Annotated in this window: 12 protein-coding genes; 3 read left to right on the forward strand and 9 right to left on the reverse strand. The window is 62.3% G+C overall.

Translation table 11 applies throughout. The features are described from left to right. Positions 1 to 59: 59 nt before the first annotated feature. The 6 genes from F8N80_RS11400 to pvdM form a co-directional block, all read right to left on the reverse strand. Entirely contained in the window at positions 60 to 2,528 is a 2,469-nt protein-coding gene (locus F8N80_RS11400; RefSeq protein WP_150745371.1) for a TonB-dependent siderophore receptor, read from the reverse strand. A gap of 438 nt (positions 2,529 to 2,966) precedes the next feature. Next, positions 2,967 to 4,616: a cyclic peptide export ABC transporter gene (locus tag F8N80_RS11405; RefSeq protein WP_150783886.1), complete on the reverse strand. Its 1,650-nt coding sequence runs from the start codon at positions 4,614 to 4,616 to the stop codon at positions 2,967 to 2,969. A gap of 58 nt (positions 4,617 to 4,674) precedes the next feature. Next, positions 4,675 to 5,091, reverse strand: coding sequence for a hypothetical protein (locus F8N80_RS11410; protein ID WP_150783887.1), 417 nt, complete (start codon positions 5,089 to 5,091; stop codon positions 4,675 to 4,677). A gap of 48 nt (positions 5,092 to 5,139) precedes the next feature. Next, the gene (gene pvdO, locus F8N80_RS11415) at positions 5,140 to 6,018 is read right to left on the reverse strand and encodes a dihydropyoverdine dehydrogenase (protein ID WP_150783888.1); all 879 of its coding nucleotides are present in this window, start codon (positions 6,016 to 6,018) and stop codon (positions 5,140 to 5,142) included. Positions 6,019 to 6,171: 153 nt separating this feature from the next. Then, positions 6,172 to 7,452: a pyoverdine-tailoring periplasmic protein PvdN gene (gene pvdN / locus F8N80_RS11420; RefSeq protein WP_150783889.1), complete on the reverse strand. Its 1,281-nt coding sequence runs from the start codon at positions 7,450 to 7,452 to the stop codon at positions 6,172 to 6,174. Positions 7,453 to 7,481: 29 nt separating this feature from the next. Beyond that, a complete protein-coding gene (gene pvdM, locus F8N80_RS11425; RefSeq protein WP_150783890.1) occupies positions 7,482 to 8,831 on the reverse strand; it encodes a pyoverdine-tailoring dipeptidase-like protein PvdM in 1,350 nt (449 codons plus the stop codon). A gap of 213 nt (positions 8,832 to 9,044) precedes the next feature. Between pvdM and pvdP the strand changes: the two genes are divergently transcribed. Beyond that, complete coding sequence (gene pvdP / locus F8N80_RS11430; RefSeq protein WP_150745368.1) at positions 9,045 to 10,673, forward strand: pyoverdine maturation tyrosinase PvdP; 1,629 nt, start codon at positions 9,045 to 9,047, stop codon at positions 10,671 to 10,673. Between the two features lie 320 nt (positions 10,674 to 10,993). Here pvdP and F8N80_RS11435 read toward each other — a convergent pair whose 3' ends face one another. The 3 genes from F8N80_RS11435 to F8N80_RS11445 are packed head-to-tail and all read right to left on the reverse strand — an operon-like array spanning position 10,994 to position 15,542. Beyond that, on the reverse strand, positions 10,994 to 12,388 hold the full coding sequence (locus tag F8N80_RS11435) for an efflux transporter outer membrane subunit (RefSeq protein WP_150783891.1): 1,395 nt from the start codon (positions 12,386 to 12,388) through the stop codon (positions 10,994 to 10,996). Positions 12,389 to 12,395: 7 nt separating this feature from the next. Beyond that, positions 12,396 to 14,369, reverse strand: a complete 1,974-nt coding sequence (locus F8N80_RS11440; RefSeq protein ID WP_150749110.1) for a MacB family efflux pump subunit — start codon at positions 14,367 to 14,369, stop codon at positions 12,396 to 12,398. Continuing rightward, complete coding sequence (locus tag F8N80_RS11445; RefSeq protein WP_150783892.1) at positions 14,370 to 15,542, reverse strand: efflux RND transporter periplasmic adaptor subunit; 1,173 nt, start codon at positions 15,540 to 15,542, stop codon at positions 14,370 to 14,372. It abuts the gene before it with no gap. A gap of 320 nt (positions 15,543 to 15,862) precedes the next feature. Here F8N80_RS11445 and F8N80_RS11450 point away from each other — a divergent pair, with 320 nt between their 5' ends. Both F8N80_RS11450 and F8N80_RS11455 read left to right on the forward strand, forming a co-directional pair. Then, positions 15,863 to 16,345: a sigma-70 family RNA polymerase sigma factor gene (locus F8N80_RS11450; protein WP_150749112.1), complete on the forward strand. Its 483-nt coding sequence runs from the start codon at positions 15,863 to 15,865 to the stop codon at positions 16,343 to 16,345. Between the two features lie 148 nt (positions 16,346 to 16,493). Beyond that, a complete protein-coding gene (locus tag F8N80_RS11455) occupies positions 16,494 to 17,831 on the forward strand; it encodes a lysine N(6)-hydroxylase/L-ornithine N(5)-oxygenase family protein (protein ID WP_150783893.1) in 1,338 nt (445 codons plus the stop codon). Positions 17,832 to 17,972: the final 141 nt, after the last annotated feature.

Below are 17,972 nucleotides of genomic sequence, written 5' to 3' on the forward strand. Positions count from 1 at the left end.
CAAGCCAAAAAAAATGCCCGCATCTCACGACACGGGCATTTTTCATTTCAGCTCAGCGCTCAGAAATCATACTTCGCGGTGACTTGCATGTTGCGCGGCTCGCCGTAGAAGGTGGTGCCGAAGTTGCCAAGGCCGGTCAGGTAGCGCTTGTCGAAGACGTTGTTGGCATTCACGGTGAAGCTCAGGTGATCGTCGTATTCATACCGGGTCATCAGGTCGACGAGGGTGTAGCCACCTTGCTTGAGCGAGGTGCTGCCATCGGTAGGGCTAAAACTCTGGCCGTAAAACGCGCTTTGCCAGCTGACACCGCCACCTACGGTGACCTGGTCCAGCGCGCCGGGCAAACGGTAGGTGGTGAAGGTGCGGACCACGTGTTCCGGTTTGCTGGTGGCCAGAGGGAAACCGTAGATGCGTTGGTGATCCTCGTCGCGGGTACGGGCATAGGTGTAGCCGGCCGATACGTTCCAGTCCTGGGCCAGTTCACCGGCCAGTTCCAGTTCAACGCCGTTGGTGGTGGCACCGTCGACGGCTTGGAAAATGCCGTCGCCGGTGATCTCATTGGTGCCGACCGACTCAGCGACGTTGTCCTGCTCGATGCGGAAGAAGGCCAGGCTGGCGTTGAGTTTGCCTTCGAAGTAGGCCGCTTTCAGACCGGTTTCGTAGGCGTCACCTTCAACCGGGTCCAGGGTCTTGCCATTGATGTCTTTGTTGATTTGTGGCTGGTAAATGCTGGTGTAGCTGGCGTAGACCGAGTAGGTATCGTTCAGGTCATACACTATACCGGCGTAGGGCGTGACGACCCCGTGTTCCTTGTAGCTGGCGTGGGTGTCGGCCAGGCCGGCGCCCGGATAGTAGGTGTAATCCTCGTTGTACTTGTAGGTGCTGACACGACCGCCAAGAATGAACGACAGGTCATCGGTCGGGCGCAGGCGCGTGGCCAGGTAAGCGCCGTTCTGGCTCTGGGTGCGCTCGTACTTGCCGATTTTCGGGAAGTCCGGCTTCGCGATATGGCCTGCCCAGTCAAAGATGTTGCCCGGTACCAGTCCGTCGGAGTCGGCGGCACTACCAAAGTTTGCGCCAGTCTGACGGGAGTGGGCCGCCATGAAACCAGCCACCAGTTCATGCTCGCGACCGCCCAGGGTGAAAGGGCCGGAGACGTTAACGTCGCCTGTGTACTGCTCGCGATGGCCTTCCCAGTGCCCCTGGTAAAAGGACATGCCTTCGCCGGTGTCGCGGTCCGGGAAACCACCGCTGGCCGAGGCCAGTTGAGTATCGTGATCGGTAGTTTTCTGGTCGAGGCTGACCTTGAGTTTCCAGTCGTTGGCCAGCGCCTGCTCCAGGGACGCGAAGTAGGTGGTGCTGTCGAAGTCACGACGGCTCCAGTCGGCGCCCGGGTTGAAGCCGCGGGAGAAGTTGGTTTTGCCGCCGTCAGCGTAGTAAACCGTGTTACCGGTCCAGGAACTGCCGCGAGGGGTGACGCTGGACTTGTCGACGCCCAGGGTCAGCAGGGTATCGTCGGTAAGGTCGGCTTCGAGAACACCGTAATACAGGTCTTTCTTCTGGCTGTAGTGATCGATGTACGAATCTTTGTCCTGCAGGGCGCCGACGAAGCGGCCACGCACGTTGCCGGATTCGGTGAGCGAGCCAGAGACGTCGCCTTCGGTACGGTAGTTGTCCCAGTAACCGGCGGTGGCGCTGACCGAAGCCTTGAATTCCTTGGTTGGCTTCTTGCGCACCAGGTTGACGGTGGCGGATGGGTCACCCGCGCCGGTCATCAGGCCCGTCGCACCCTTGATGACTTCGATGCGGTCGAGGTTTGCAGAGTCGTCGCCGTTGTTCGGGTTTTCACCGTAGACACCGTCATAAGGAATGTTGACGCCATCGTATTGAAAGTTGGTGATGGCGAAGCCCCGCGCGGAAAACTCGGTACGGTCGCTGTCGTACTTCTGCGTTGTAACGCCCGGAGTATTGCGCAAGGCGTCGGCAACGCTGGTGACACCGCGGTCATCCATCTGCTGACGAGTCACCACGGTCACCGATTGCGGCGTTTCACGCAGGGTCAGCGGCAACTTGGTCGCGGTGGTGGTCGCGCCGGTGGTGTAGGAGCCGGTGTCTTCGGTGGTCAGGCCCAGGGCCTGGCCGGAAATGGTGGTCGCGCCCAGTTGCAGGCTCGAGCCGCCGCCGGACACCAGGGTCACGGTGTTGCCGTTGATCTGGAACGAAATGCCGGTGCCCTTGAGCAGTTCCGACAGGGCCTGGGAAGGCTCCAGCGACCCGGACACCGCGCGGGACTTGATCCCGGCGACCTGGTCCGGGCTGTAGAGGATCTGCAGGCTGGTCTGCATGCCCAGTTCAGTCAACGCGCTGGATAGCGGCTGGACCGGGATACTCACTTTTACAGGTGCAGCGTTGGCCATCGAGCTCCCCAGCAAGGTGGCGGTCAGCAGTACGCTGGTGAACAGGGTGCGATGCAAAGTCGGGCGCTGTACGGCCAGCGCGAGAGGTGTGCGGCGGGTTTGAGGTCGCATTACTTACCTGAGCTCCTGAAAAAGTGTTGTGCAGAGTTTTTGTTAATAGGAATGATTATTAGACGCAGCACGAGCGGAAAACCGGAAAGAAACCGGGAAAATAAATTTTTGCGGCTTTTCGGTAGGAGCCAGGCTTGCCGGCGAAGGCGTCCTCAAGATCGCTTCGCCGGCAAGCCTGGCTCCTACGGGCGAAGGCGTCCTCAAGATCGCTTCGCCGGCAAGCCTGGCTCCTACGGGCGAAGGCGTCCTCAAGATCGCTTTCGCCGGCAAGCCTGGCTCCTACGGGCGAAGGCGTCCTCAAGATCGCTTTCGCCGGCAAGCCTGGCTCCTACGGGCGAAGGCGTCCTCAAGATCGCTTCGCCGGCAAGCCTGGCTCCTACGGGCGAAGGCGTCCTCAAGATCGCTTCGCCGGCAAGCCTGGCTCCTACGGGGGGGGTATCAGGCAGGGGCCATTTCGGTGATGACTTTGCCGCTTTCCATACGCACCAATTGATCCGCCACATCGAAATAGCGGTCATCGTGGGAGATCACGATGATGGTCTTGCCCAGGCGCTTGAGGTCCGGCAGCAGCTCGGTGTAGAAGATCCGGCGGAAGGTCGGGTCCTGATCGGCCGCCCATTCATCGAACACCAGCACCGGGCGTTCCTCGAGCCAGGCATTGACCAGGGCCAGGCGCTTGCGCTGGCCGGTGGAGAGGTCGGTGGTGGTGAAATTGCCGTCCTTGACGCTGACCTTGTGCGCGATTTCCAGCCGTTGCAGGTACTTGTTGGCGTCTTCGGGGATGTGCGTATCGCCCTGGACCACGTCATCGAACAGGTAATAGTCGGCAAAAATGGTGGTGAACAACTGGCGATAGTCGTCGCGGTTCTGCGCGTCGATGCCCACGCCGTTGACGCGGATTTCACCTTGCTGCGGCGTGTAAAGGCCCAGTAGCAACTTGATCAGCGTGGTCTTGCCGCAGCCGTTCTCGCCGACGATGAAGGTGATGTCGCCTTGCTTGATCGTCAGGTTCACCGGCCCTAACTGGAACGGCGCGGCACCTTCGGCAGCCGGGAACGCGAAGCGCACATCGGCCAGTTTCAGTTCGTGCACCGCTGGCTGGACGTTGCCCTGGTCGCTGAGCAGCAGATGCGGTTCAGGGGTGGAAAATTGCTCGGACAACTCGGCGATCCGGCGGAAGGCAATCTGCGCACGGCTGACGATGGGCAAGGTGCTGATCAGGTGCTCCAGCGGGCCTTTCATGTACAGCAGCACCAGCACGAAGCCGCTCATCACGGTCTTGTCGGCGCTCGGCCAGTAGGTTTGCAGCGCCAGGGCCAGGCCGATCACCACGAAAAACAGCATCGAGCCGAAGGTCTTGGCGATGACGAAGGTGTTGATCGAGCGCACCTGGGTGTTGCAGATGAACTCGGCGGTGGCCTTGATGCCCGAGACGAACATGCGCTGGCGGCGTGGGCGGTGAATGCGCAGTTCCTTGGCGCCTTCGGCAATCGCGTTGTAGTGCTTTTGCAGTTCGTCTTCGGCATCGCGGGCGGCCATGAAACCCTGCACGCCCTTGCTCTGGGCGTAGGCCTGGATCGCCGTGCCGATCAGGATCGCGGCGACCATGATCAGGAACATCGGCCACGACAGAATCGCCAGGTAGCCCATGCAGCCCAGGGTCACGGTGACGGAAATCGCCAGCGGCGCGAAGGCGAAGGCGAAGTCGCTGATGGTGTCGACGTCGTGGGTCAGCACCGGGATCAGGCGGTGGCTGCGATAGCGCTCGATCTGTTCGATCGGGGCCGACAGGACTTTTTCACCGAGCTGTTTACGCAACTTGGCGATGATGTGCTGGCCGACATAGTTGGTGCCGATGTCCGAGCAGATCGAACTGGCCAGCGCCAGCAGGCACAGGCCGGCGAACAGCGCGACGACGCCTTGGGTCAGGCCGGTTTCCGAATGCAGGGCGTTGTTGATGGTCGCCAGCAATACCGTGACGCTCAGGCCGCCGACCATGCCCAGGAAAATGGACGCGGCGACGATGAGCCGAAAGGGTTTCAACAGGGCGAACAATTCGCCGATGGCGCCACGGGTTGGCTGGGTCATGGAAGACAGTTCCTTGGGTCGTAAAGGCAGATACCCAGTAGAACGTCTGGTGGGAGGCTTAATTTACAAGGGCGCCGACTGGCGGCGAGGCGTTTGGCGCCGATCCCCTGTAGGAGCCAGGCTTGCCGGCGAAGGCGTCTTCATGGGCGGTGCAAGGCTTGAGGCAGCCTTTGCTGTAGGAGCCAGGCTTGCCGGCGAAGGCATCTTCATGGGCGGTGCAAGGCTTGAGGCAGCCTTTGCTGTAGGAGCCAGGCTTGCCGGCGAAGGCGTCTTCATGGGAGGTGCAAAGCTTGAGGCAGCCTTTGCTGTAGGAGCCAGGCTTGCCGGCGAAGGCGTCTTCATGGGCGGTGCAAAGCTTGAGGCAGCCTTTGCTGTAGGAGCCAGGCTTGCCGGCGAAGGCGTCTTCATGGGCGGTGCAAAGCTTGAGGCTGCCTTTGCGGGCAAGCCTCGCTCCTACAAGCGAAGGCGTCCTCAAGACCGCCTTCGCCGGCAAGCCTGGCTCCTACAAGGGGCAGCGTCCGGCTTAGAGGTCGCGCACTATGCGAAAGCCCATCCAGTCGCCACGCTCTTGCGGGTATTGGCTGTTGCGATTGCCGGAGCGCGAGAACACCGGGGCTTCACCCCAGTCGTTGCCGCGAATCCGCACGGTTTCGCACTTGGCCTCGACCCAGGCGCTGCCATCGGTGGGGGCGCCGACGTAGTCCGGGTGTTCGCAGTCTTCGACCCACTCGTAGACATTGCCGTGCATGTCATACATGCCGAACGCGTTGGGCGGGTAGCTGCCCACCGGCGAGCTGTAGCTGTAACCGTCCGCCGGGCCGTAGGTGTTGGCGTGCCTGGCGATGCTGTATTCCTTGCCCTCATCGAACGGGAAGGGGAACGGGCCCTTGCTGCCGCCGCGTGCCGCGTATTCGCGTTGCGCCTCGCTGACCATGCGGTACTGCTGGCCGGTCTTTTTCGACAGCCAGGCGACGTAGTTTTTCACGTCGTCGAAGTTCATGCACACCGCGGGCTGGCGCGGGCTTTGCGGATAGCGCGGCTTGCTGGCAATGCACTCGCGACCGGGGCGGGTGTCGCCGTTGGCGATGGTCACGCCACTTTCGCGCACGTAACTGTCCCACTCACCGGCGGTCACCTGGAAACGGCTCATGGCGAATGGCTTGGCGAAGGTCACTTCATGCATCGGACCTTCATCGGGTTCGCGCCCGACTTCGTCATCAGGGGTGCCCATGGAGAAGGTGCCGGCGGGCAGTACGACCATCTCCGGGCAATCCCGGCAGTCCTTGAATACCTTGCCTGGTTGCGCAGCGGCGGCGGCCTGGGCGGGGGCCGGCAGCAGTGTGGCCATGAGGGCGGTGAGAGCGAGAGCTTTGAGCGGCAGGGTAAGTGGATTGCTGTTCATGAGGTGTCTCGTTAGAAGAAAAAACTGGGGGCATGCGCCGAACCCTGTGGGAGCGGGCTTGCTCGCGAAGGCGGTGTGTCTGTCGATGTAGATATCGCCTGATACACCGCCTTCGCGAGCAAGCCCGCTCCCACAGGGTTCGGCGTCATGCCGTCATGCGGTCTTGTTCAGCACCGCCACGAAGCGGTCGATATCGTTTTCAGTGTTGAGCAGGCCCGGGGCGATGCGGATCACCGGGCCGACGTCGCGCTCGACCGAGTCGCAGACCACGCGGTTCTGCATCAGCTGCAGCGCGACCTTTTCGCAGTCGCGGTCCTTGATCCGGAAGAAGGTAAAACCGGCGGACAGCTGCGGGCTTTGCGGCGTGACCAGTTCGATCCGCGGCTGCTCCAGCAGACGATTTTTCGCGTAGGTGTTCAGCGCATGGATGCGTGCCCGGACCTCGGCCTTGCCCAGGTCCAGGTGCAGCTTGAAGGCTTCGTTCAGGGCCCAGCGGTGCTCGAAACTGTGATAACCGCCCGGGGTCATGATGGTCGAAAAGGTGGTGGCTTCGGAGAAGGTCGGGATGGTCGGCGTGACGTCCTTGAGCTCGGCCGAACGGGCGCAGATGATCCCGGTGCCCCGCGGGCCGAACATCCATTTGTGGGTGCCGGCAATGAAGAAGTCGCAGTGCATGTCGGGGAAGTCGAGGTCCTCGACGCCAAACCCGTGGACACCGTCGACCACATACAGGATGCGGTCCTTTTCCTCGCGGTTGCGGTTCTGTTCGTCCACCAGTTTGCCGATCTCGCCGATCGGCAGTTTCACGCCGCTGCCCGATTGCACCCAGGTCATGCCCAGCACCCGGGTTTCGGGGCGAATGCCTTGGGCAATCGTGCCGACGACTTCGTCCACCGAAAGGCTGTGGCTGTGCTCGAACAGCTTGAGCTTGCGCACCTTGACCCCGTCCTTTTGCTGGCGGTACGCCAAGGCATAGTTAGTGGCGTAGTGTTCGTGTTCGCTGGTGAGGATTTCCTGGTCCGGGCGCACGTGAATGCCGCCGTAGATCAGCGACAGGCCTTCGGTGGTGCTGCCGGTGAGGGCGATCTGTTCCGGTGCGGCCTTGAGATAACGACCGGCCCAGACCCGCACTTCGTGCTCGCGCTTTTCGGTTTCCCCCAGGTCCCAGTCCATGGCCAGGCCGGGGTTGCGGTCGAGGTTGGCGCGGTGCAGGTCGATCGCTTCACGCACGGGTTTGGGGTGCGAGGTCACCAGGAAGTTGGCGAAGTGCAGGTAATCCGGGTCCTGATTGAACAGCTGGCGCAACTGCGCCCATTTGTCCCTGGCCAGCGGCGCCGGGCTGGCGGCCAGCGCCGGCAGATTCACGGCGGCGCCCAGGGGCAGGCTCGCCGCGAGAATGCCGGCCTGTTTGAGGAATGAACGACGGTTGGTCATGAGCTCGGTTCGCTTTTGCAAAAGAGGGGTCAGTGTTTGGCCACAGGCCTGGAGGACTTCTGCACCTGGTCCCAGACTCGCAGGAAATTGCCGCCCCAGAGCTTGGCGATATCGGCTTCGCTGTAACCGCGGCTGAGCAGCTCGGCCGTCACATTGCGCCCCTCGCTGACGTCCTTCCAGCCATCGAGGCCGCCGCCGTCGTTGAAGTCGGAACTGATGCCGACATGGTCGATGCCGATTTTCTTCACCGCATAATCAATGGCGTCGCCGTAGTCCTTCAGCGTGGCCTTGGGTTCTTCGTCGACAATCCCGTAGAGCTCGCTGGCATACTCGCCGAAGCGTTGCTCGGACCAGACGGTGATCACCGGATCGCCTGGCATCAGCGCCATCTCCAGCCCTTGCAGCGGTTGCAGGTCGAAGCGGGCGCGCAGGGCGTTGAGTTTGTCCTGGGTGCCCTGGCTCAGAGGGCGGATGTAGGTCGGGAAGCCGACGATCTGCACCACGCCACCGCTGTTCTTGATCAGCTGCATTTCCTGGTCGCTGAGGTTGCGCGGGATGTCCACCAGGGCCCGAGGCGCCGAGTGGGACGCGACCATCGGGGTGCGGCTCAATTGGGCGACCTGCTCCAGGGCCTTGGTCGACATCTGCGACACATCGATGATCACGCCGAGGTCGTTGAGGCGCTGCACCGCTTGTTTGCCGATGTCCGACAGGCCACCGAGGGCGTCCCGGGAATCGTTGAAAAACGGCAGAGGCCGCGAGGAGTCGGCCCAGGCGTTGTTGCCGACATAGCTGAAGCCGAACATGCGCATGCCGCGAGCCGCCCACTTGTCCAGGGCGTTGAGGTCGTTGCCCAGGGGATAGGCGTTGAGCATGCTCAGGAAGATCGAGAACTTGCCTTCGCCATGCAGGCGCCGGAAATCGTCGGGGGTGTAGGCGATGGCGACCTGGTTGGGGAAGTCGCGCACCATCGTGCTGATGATCTTGTAGCGGGTTTCCTGTTCGAAACGGGCTTCGTCGACGAATCCTTCGGTGGGGCGGTGGGGGGCGTTTTCGCCGTTCCAGATTTCCGGCCAGCCAAAGATCGTCAGGGCCGCGCCGGACAGGCGCCCGCGTCCGCTCTTGACCAGGTCGAACTGGCCGCTGCCGTCCTTGTCGGCTTCGTTGCCGGCGGTGCCGAAATCCATGGGCACGGTGATGTGGCTGTCGAACGAGAGCATGCGTTCCTGCAGTTCATCGGCCTGTTTCATCACCTTGACCGGGTAGCCGGGATTGTCCTTGAACCAATAGTCCCAGACCGCGAAGCCTGCACCGGCGCTGATTGCCAAGGCCAGCGGCAGGCCGATGTAGAGCGCTTTTTTCGAACGTGGTTTTGTCATTGCCGTCTCAGTCAGGTTCGCCGCCCCGGTGCTTGAGTGGGGGCCTTTGCTATCTGGGAAGAACGAGTGACCCAGTGCGAAATTTAGTGAGGCTGATGGCCCCTTCGCGGGCAAGTCGAATCGTCGCACCGCTCGCGAAGCTTTTAAATTTGTGCGGGCAACAAACGTTCTAGCTTGGATAAAGCCTGCTTCATGGCTGACACAGGTAGGGCAATGAAGATTTCTCGACGATGGTTCATGGCAGGCCTGGCGCTGACCGGTGCCGCCGTGCCTGCGGCTTTTTATGGGCATCGCCAATGGACGAAACCGGATCCGACGATCACTCCCGGCGAAGCGTCCTTCGATGTTGCGGATGTCGCCGGCCAGCATTTGGCAAACACCTTGCGCGGAGTCTGGCAGATTCGTTTCGAAGGCCGTGACGCCGGCATCGAAGGTCTGCCCCGGGACGGGCTGGAAGTGTTCCTCGACGTCGGTCATAAAGGACGCGGCCTGATCGGCTTTCTCGATACCGCCGAACGTTTGCGCGCGAGCGAAGAACCCCGTTACCGGGTACTCGGCGACCTGGCCGAGGCCAAGCCCGCCGAATTGAGCTGGCGGCTGGTCAGCGCCAACGCGGCCAACGGCACCCCGGATTACGAATTCAGCATGGCGCTGGACGAAGTCTGGGCTGGTTTCGGCAACGCCGGCAGCGGCACACTCAGTGGTCAAGTGTTGAACCTGGATCGGCCGTTGATGATGACCGCCCAGGACAACCGCTTTATCGCGGTCAAGCGTGTGCTCCCCGAAGCCCGCGAACGCACCGGCCTCAACCCGGCGCTGCTGGCCTGGCTGGTGTCCCCGGAGCATCGTCTGTTTCACCAGCTCTGGCATGCCTCCCGGGACAAATGGCACACCTTGTCCGAAGACAAACGCGGTGCCCTGCGCGGCATTGGCTGGCAGCCGGGGCCGCGGGACAAGGAGCGCGATGCCCGGGGCGCACGCAAGGATCGCAATGGCTCGGGTGTGGATTTTTTCTTCATGCACCGACAGATGCTCGGCAAGGCGCGCTCCCTGCAGGACCTGCCGTCCTGGCCGCATTTCCCCTTGCCACAGCCGGAACTGGCGCGGGATCGCATCGGCTTCGCCAATTATTGCGACAATCACGACGGCACCGCACTGCCGCCGACCTGGCGGGCGGACGACGATGCCGAGTATTCGCAATGGGTCGCCGACATCAAGACCGCCGAGACCTACCACAGCAATTTCCAGGTCTGGGAGTCGCGCTACCGCGATCCACGCTATCTGTCGAAGCTGACCCTGGGCCAGTTCGGTTCCGAGGTGGAGCTGGGGCTGCACGACTGGCTGCACATGCGCTGGGCCTCGGTGCCCCGTGACCCGTCCAACGGCCAGCCGGTGCCATTCGCCCGGGATCCGTCGGACTTTTCCGCGCGCTGGTTTGCCCCGGAAAACGATTTCCTCGGCGATCCTTTTTCGTCCCACGTGAGCCCGGTGTTCTGGCATTTCCACGGCTGGATCGACGATCGACTGGAAGACTGGTTCCGCGCCCACGAGCGTTTTCATCCAGGGGAGGTCAGTCGGCTGGAGGTCAATGGCGTGGCGTGGTTTGCGCCGGGTCGCTGGGTCGAGATCGACGACCCGTGGCTGGGCCCGGGCACCCATGGCTGCAGTACCACGCCGGGGTTGCAGGCGGGCAAGTCAGTGGAGATGGACCCGGAAACCATGAAACTGGCGTTGCGCATTACCTTTGGCGAGGATGAGAAGAAGCTGGCGGATTTGTTCCGCAAAGTGCCGCAGCGGCCTTGGTATGCGCGGCATTTGAAGGCTAAGCCGATGACCAGTTAAACCGGAACACCGCGTTATCGTTCAATCGCGGGCAAGTCGAATCGTCGCACCGCCGCTCCCACAGGTCTTGGGTGTGCCGGATGAATGGGGCATGACACATACCTTGTGGGAGCGGGCTTGCCCGCGATAGCGGTCTGGCAGGCGACATTAATGCTGGATGTTCCGGCCTATTCGCGGGCAAGCCCGCTCCCACAGGTGTTAGGTGCGCCGCATGATTTGGGCATGTCACATACCTTGTGGGGGGGCGCATGATTGGGGCATGACACATACCCTTGTGGGAGCGAGCTTGATCGCGAAGGCGGCCGAATAGACACCGTAAATTACAAAGCCTGCCACCCGCCCCCAAGCGCCTTGTACAACGCAATACTCGCCTGCAACCGCGACAACCGCAGCTGCACATTCAAATCCTGCGCCGCATACAACGTGCGCTGCGTCTCCAGCACCGTCAGCAAGTCCTCGGCCCCGGCCTCGTAACGGCTCTGGGCAATGTCGAACGCCGTCTGCGCCTGGTTCAGCTCTTCCCCTTGCCATTGCCGCTGTTCATCCAGCCCGCGAATGCTGTTCAGGGCTTTTTCCACGTCGGCGAAACCATTGATGATCGCCCCGCGGTAATTCTCCAGCAGCTCTTCCTGGCGCGCCGTGGCCTTGTCGCGCTCGGCGCTCAGGCGGCCGTTGTTGAAGACGGGTGCAAGCAATCCGGCAGTGAGGTTATAGAACGGATTGCGCAGGATGTCGGCGGCGCGGTCGGCACCGGAGCCCAGTTCGGCGCTCAGGGTGACGGCCGGCAACATCGCGGCGCGGGCAACCGTGACATCGGCTTGCGCGGCGGCCAGTTGTGCTTCGGCCCGGGCGATGTCCGGGCGGCGGCTGAGCAGTTCGCTGGGCACGCCGGCCGCGATGGTCGGCCATGACAGCTGGTCAAAGCGTTCGGCGCCCAGGCGCAGTTGTTGAACCGGCCGGCCGAGCAGCGCAGCGAGGCTGATCAATGCGTCCTGGGCCTGTTGCTGCACCAGCGGCAATTGTCGCTGTTGTGCGGCGACCAGGCTCTTCTGCTGGGCCAGTTCCAGGGCGGTTGCCGAGCCCGAGTCAAAACGGGTCTGCACCAGTTTCAGGACATTCTGCGCGTTGGCCAGATTCAACTCGGCAATGCGGCTTTGCTCGCGCAATGACAAGGCTTGCGCGTAACTGTTGGCGACGCCGCTGAGCAGTGTCAACTCCACCGTCGCCTGGTCGAATTCGCTGGCTTGCAAACCAAACTGCGCACTGTCGCGGGAGGCGCGTTGGCCGCCCCAGAAATCGATCTCGTAGGTGGCGCTGAGGTTGGCGTCGAAGTAATCGATGGCCTTGTTGTCGCTGTCGGCATCGAGCTGGCTGTACCCGCTGCCACGCAGCAGTTTTTGCCGATTGGCGTTCAGCCCGGCCTTGACCTCCGGCAGCAACGAGCCGCCGGCAATCACCGTGTCGGCCTGGGCCTGACGTACCCGGGCGATGGCGGCAGCCAGGTCGTAGCTACCGACCCGGGCTTGTTCGATCAGGCGATCGAGCTCCGGGCTGCCGAACTGCGTCCACCATTGCAGGTGGCGGTGCGTGGCATTTTGCGTGTGCGGCGATTGCCAGGACGAAGGCGGCTGGATGCCGCTGTCCGGACGCTGGGCGGGGCTGCCACAGGCGCCGAGCAACAGGCAAAGGGTCAGCAAACTCAGTTGCGGCTTCATCAAGAGATCATTCACTGGTAAGGGCCGTGACCGGGTCGAGCCGGGCAGCTTTGCGGGCCGGCATGAAGCCGAAGACAACACCGGTGATCAGGGCGCAGCCGAAGGCACCGAGCACCGCTATCAAGGAGAACGCGACGGCGACTTCGCTGAGGATCAGCACGCCGCCGACGATCAGCGCCAGGGCAATCCCGGCGAGGCCGCCGACCACCGAGAGCATCACCGCTTCGGTGAGGAACTGGCGCAGGATGTCCCGTTGACGGGCGCCGGTGGCCATGCGGATGCCGATCTCGCGGGTGCGTTCGCGCACGGTCATCAGCATGATGTTCATCACCCCGATGCCACCTACCAGCAGTGATATCGCGGCAATCGAGCCGAGCATCAACGACAGGGTATTTTGCGTGCGCGCTTCGGCCTGGATCATCGCCGCATTATTGGTCAGTTCGAAATCCTTCTTGCCGTTGTGCAGGCGCAGCATCAATTGCTCGATGGCGTGTTCCGTCTCCTTGACCTTGCGCGCATCGGCGGCGGCGATGGCCACGTATTCGGGGTTGTGGCTGCCGAACAGCCGCACACTGGCGGCGGAATAGGGGATGGCGATGCGGTCGTCGCTGTCAGAGTCGCCGGAGCTGGCGCCTTTTTCGGCGAGCACGCCCACCACCTGGAACGGCACGTTCTCGATCAGGATGTACTGGCCGATCGGGTTGGCCACATCCTTGAGCAGCTTGGTCCGCACCTTGTGGCCGATCACTGCGACGGCGGCGGCATTGCGTTCATCGGCTTCGGTGAAGTAGCTGCCTTCGACCACTGGCCAGTTGAAGATCGCCGGGAAGTTGGTGTCGTTGCCGCCGACGTAACTCAAGTGGTCGAGGTTACCGAAGCGCACCCCGGCTTCCTGGCCGTTGACCGGCATGATCCGTGTCACCTGCGGCAGGCTGGCCACCGCGGCGACGTCGTCCAGGCTGACGATGCCCAATGGCGTGCGCGGGTTGGGTGACGAGCCGCTGAGGTAAATGATGTTGGAGCCGAACGCGCCCATCTGTGCCATCACCTGACGCTTGCTGCCTTCACCGACAGCCAGCATCACCACCACCGACGCGACGCCGATGATGATCCCGAGCAGCGTCAGCGCCGTGCGAAAGCGGTTGATCCACATCACCCGCCAGGCCGCTTGTACCGCATCCACCAACTCGCCTTTCCAGGCGCCGGTGGCTTCGGCGCCTTCGCTGAGGCGCTTGCGCAGATCCACCGCTTGCAGCGCACCGGGATTCGCCGAGGTCTGAACGTCGGGATTATCGCGGGCGCTGTCGCTGATGATCAACCCGTCGCGAATTTCGATGATGCGCTTGGCCCGGGCCGCCACCTCGCGGTCGTGGGTGATGAGAATCACCACGTGGCCCTGGCTCGCGAGTTCATCGAGCAGGGTCATGACCTCGGCGCCGCTATGGCTGTCGAGGGCGCCGGTGGGTTCGTCGGCGAGGATGATATGGCCGCCATTCATCAGGGCGCGGGCGATGGACACCCGTTGTTGCTGGCCGCCGGACAGTTGATGCGGGCGGTTGCCGGTACGCGAGGCCAGCCCGAGACGGTCGAGCAGGGCCGCGGCGCGGGCGTGGCGTTCGGCCGCCGGAGTACCGGCATAGATCGCCGGCATCTCGACGTTTTCCTGGGCCGAGCCGGAGGGAATCAGATGGTAACCCTGGAACACAAAGCCAAAGGCTTCGCGGCGCAGCCAGGCCAGTTCGTCGTTGTCGAGGGCGGCGACGTTTTCCCCGGCGAAGCGGTATTCGCCCGAAGTGGGGCGGTCGAGGCAGCCCAGGATGTTCATCAGCGTCGACTTGCCGGAGCCGGACGCGCCGACGATCGCGACGAATTCCCCGGCATGGATCGACAGGTCGATGCCGCGCAACACGTGAACTTCAGGTGCATCGCCACCACCGTAGGCTTTGCGGATGTCCTGCAGGTCGATCAGGGGCGTCAGCATTCAGCCGCCACTCCCGTCGGCCGGGCCGATCAGCAGGTGATCGCCTTCCTGCAAGCCGTCGAGGATCTGTACCCGCAGGCGATCACTGATGCCGGTGCGAACGTCCCGTTGCTCGATGCTGCCGTTTTTCGCGACGACCCGGGCGGTCTGGCTGTCCGCTTGCGTGCCGGTTTGCAGGGCCTCAATCGGCGCGGTGAGCACATTTTTCGCTTGATCGGCGACAAAGAATACTTGAGTGGTCATTTCCGCCATCAGGGCGTTGTCGGCGTTATCGACGTCAAGCAACACGGTGTACAGCACCACGCGCGCGCTGCCGCTTTTGCTCGAGCTGGCCGGGCTGCCGCCGCCCTGGCTGGTCTGGTCCAGCGGCTTGGGCGGCACCGGCAGGATTTGCCGCACGGTGCTGTTCCAGCGACGCTGGCCACCGCTCAGGGTGGTGAACCAGGCCGTCATGCCGGGTTTGACGTGACCGATGTCGGCTTCCGACACCTCGGCCCAGACGGTCATCGGCGACAGCTTGGCGATGCGCAGAATCAGCGGCGTTTGTTGCTGGGCGTTGAGGGTCTGGCCGACCCGAGCGTCGAGTGCGACCACGGTGCCGCCCATGGGCGCATAGATTCGGGTGTAACCGAGTTCGGCCTGATCGCTGCGCAGGCTGGCCTGGGCCTGGCGGATCTGCGCCTGGAACATGTCGATGCGAGCCTGGGTGGCGCGCAGTTCGGCTTCGGCGGTCTGCACATCTTCTTCGCGGGTGGCGCCGCCGGCCTTGAGGTGCTGTTGGCGCTGGTATTTCTGTCGCGCAAGGTCGTGCTGCGCCCGTTGCTCCTGCAGCTGCGCCTTGAGGTTTTCGATGGCGAAACGCCCGGCGTCGAGTTTGGCCTGTTGCGTGGACGGATCGATTTCCACCAGCAACTGGCCTTCCTTGACGACATCGCCGACTTCCACGTGGATCTTCTGGATCTGCCCCGACGCCTGGGCACCTACGTCGACATAACGCCGCGGTTGCAAAGTACCCAAGGCCGTGACGCTGCTTTCGATGTCGCCACGGGTCACGGGGATGGTGGCGAACTGGTCGCGACCGGGGGGGATGATCTGCCAGGCGGCGACGGCGATAACGGGGATCAGACACAGTGCTACAAGCAGGGCGCGTCGGGTCTGTCGGGGACGTTTCATGCAGGGTTCCGGCCAATGAGTATCGGCCCGTCGTTCAACCTGCGGACAAAATCCGGCAACAGATGAACGCTGTCGGGAAGCCGACAGAGACGGGGAGCTGTCCTTTATACGAGAAAAGTCGCGGGGAATTTAGGCGCGGACACATAGCGTTACACCTATGGATCAAGACTATTTGTCGGGCAAGACAAAGCAACACTTTAAATCTATATGAGAATTACTATAAATTACGCGACTCGAATTGCCACTATCGTGCCACTGCCCATTTCGGCCGTCGTCGCGGTGGCTCAAGGATAGAAACCGCACGGGTGCGGCCGGGAGTCATGTTGGAAAACTACTATCGCGAGCTGGTGTGTTTCCTGAACGCCAAGCTGGGCAACCGTCAGGTGGCCGAAGATGTGGTGCATGACGCTTATCTACGGGTACTGGAGCGCTCCAGTGACACGCCGATCGAGCAGCCCAGGGCATTCCTTTATCGCACCGCATTGAATCTGGTGATCGATGACCATCGGCGCAATGCCCTGCGTCAGGTCGAGTCCCTGGAAGTGCTCGACAACGAAGAGCGCTACTTCGCACCCTCGCCACATAACAGTCTCGATCACGGCCAGCGCCTGGAAATGCTCCAGCGCGCCCTGGCGGAACTGCCGCGGCTGTGTCGCGAGAGCTTCCTGCTGCGCAAGATCGATGGTTTGTCCCACCCCGAGATCGCCGGGCAGCTGGGGATTTCCCGGGCGCTGGTGGAGAAGCACATCGTCAACGCCATGAAGCATTGCCGCGTGCGGATGCGGCAGTGGGACGCCCATTGACCTCTCCGGTTCATGAAAAAACTATATTAAATTTTGTTTCATTGTCCTCGTTCCCTATCAACAGACGATCTGCTGTCCTGCTCCAGGCCGGTCAGGTCATTCAGGCTTACGCCCCGCTGCAGGGGGGTTCATCCAGAGGACACTGGAAATGACACAGGCAATTGCATCGCCCATCGTTCACGACCTGATCGGCGTCGGCTTCGGCCCTTCGAACCTGGCGCTGGCCATCGCTCTGCAAGAGCGTGGGTCGAGCCAGGGTGAACTGAATGTCGTGTTTCTCGACAAGCAGGCGGACTATCGCTGGCACGGCAACACCCTGGTGACCCAGAGTGAGCTGCAGATCTCCTTCCTCAAGGACCTGGTGACCCTGCGCAACCCGACCAGCCCTTATTCGTTCGTCAATTACCTCAAGCACCACGGTCGCCTGGTGGACTTCATCAACCTTGGCACCTTTTATCCGTGCCGCATGGAGTACAACGATTACCTGCGCTGGGTCGCCGCGCAGTTCGAAACGCAGAGCCGCTACGGTGAAGAGGTGCTGACGATCGAGCCGGTGTTGCACAACCAGCAGGTCGAAGCGCTGCGGGTGATCTCGCGCGATACCCAGGGTCAGCAGCACGTTCGCACCACCCGTTCGGTGGTGGTCAGCGCCGGCGGCACCCCGCGCATTCCCGAGGCGTTCAAGGCGCTGAAGAATGACGCTCGCGTGTTCCATCACTCCCAGTACCTGGCGAAAATGGCCACGCAGCCCTGCGTGAACAACCAACCGATGAGCATTGCGATCATCGGCGGCGGGCAGAGCGCGGCGGAAGCCTTTATCGACCTGAACGACAGCTACCCGTCGGTGCAGGTGGACATGATCCTGCGCGGCTCGGCACTGAAACCGGCCGATGACAGCCCGTTCGTCAACGAAGTGTTCTCGCCGGAGTTCACCGACCTGGTGTTCCAGCAGGCGAGCAGCGAGCGCGAGCGTCTGGTCAACGAGTACCACAACACCAATTATTCGGTGGTCGACATCGACCTGATCGAACGCATCTACGGCATCTTTTACCGGCAGAAAGTCTCGGGCATCGCCCGTCATGCGTTCCGCACCCTGACCACCCTGGAAAAAGCCACTGCCACCGAGCGCGGCATCGAACTGGCCGTGCGCAACAACGCCACCGGTGAGGTGACGGTGCGTCATTACGATGCCGTGGTGCTGGCCACCGGTTACGAGCGGCAGATGCATCGCAAGTTGCTGGCGCCACTGGAACAATACCTGGGCGATTTCGAAGTGGATCGCAACTACAAGCTGATCACCGACGAGCGCTGCAAGGCCGGCATTTATATGCAGGGCTTCTGCCAGGCCAGTCATGGCTTGAGCGACACCTTGTTGTCGATCCTGCCGATCCGTGCCGATGAGATTGCCGGTTCGTTGTATGACCATGGCAAGGCGCGCGGGCATGGGCGGTCGGTGATGGATGTGTTGCTCGCGACTGCCAGCTAAAATATACAGCGCCTATGTGGCCGCCTTCGCGAGCAAGCCCGCTCCCACAGTTGATCGCTGTCGTACACAAACTCTGTGTCACAGCAGATCCAATGTGGGAGCGGGCTTGCTCGCGAAGAGGCCCTGAAAAACACCACAAAT

Origin of the sequence: Pseudomonas fluorescens (genome assembly GCF_902497995.1) — a bacterium.
Taxonomy (GTDB): Bacteria; Pseudomonadota; Gammaproteobacteria; order Pseudomonadales; family Pseudomonadaceae; genus Aquipseudomonas; species Aquipseudomonas fluorescens_BK.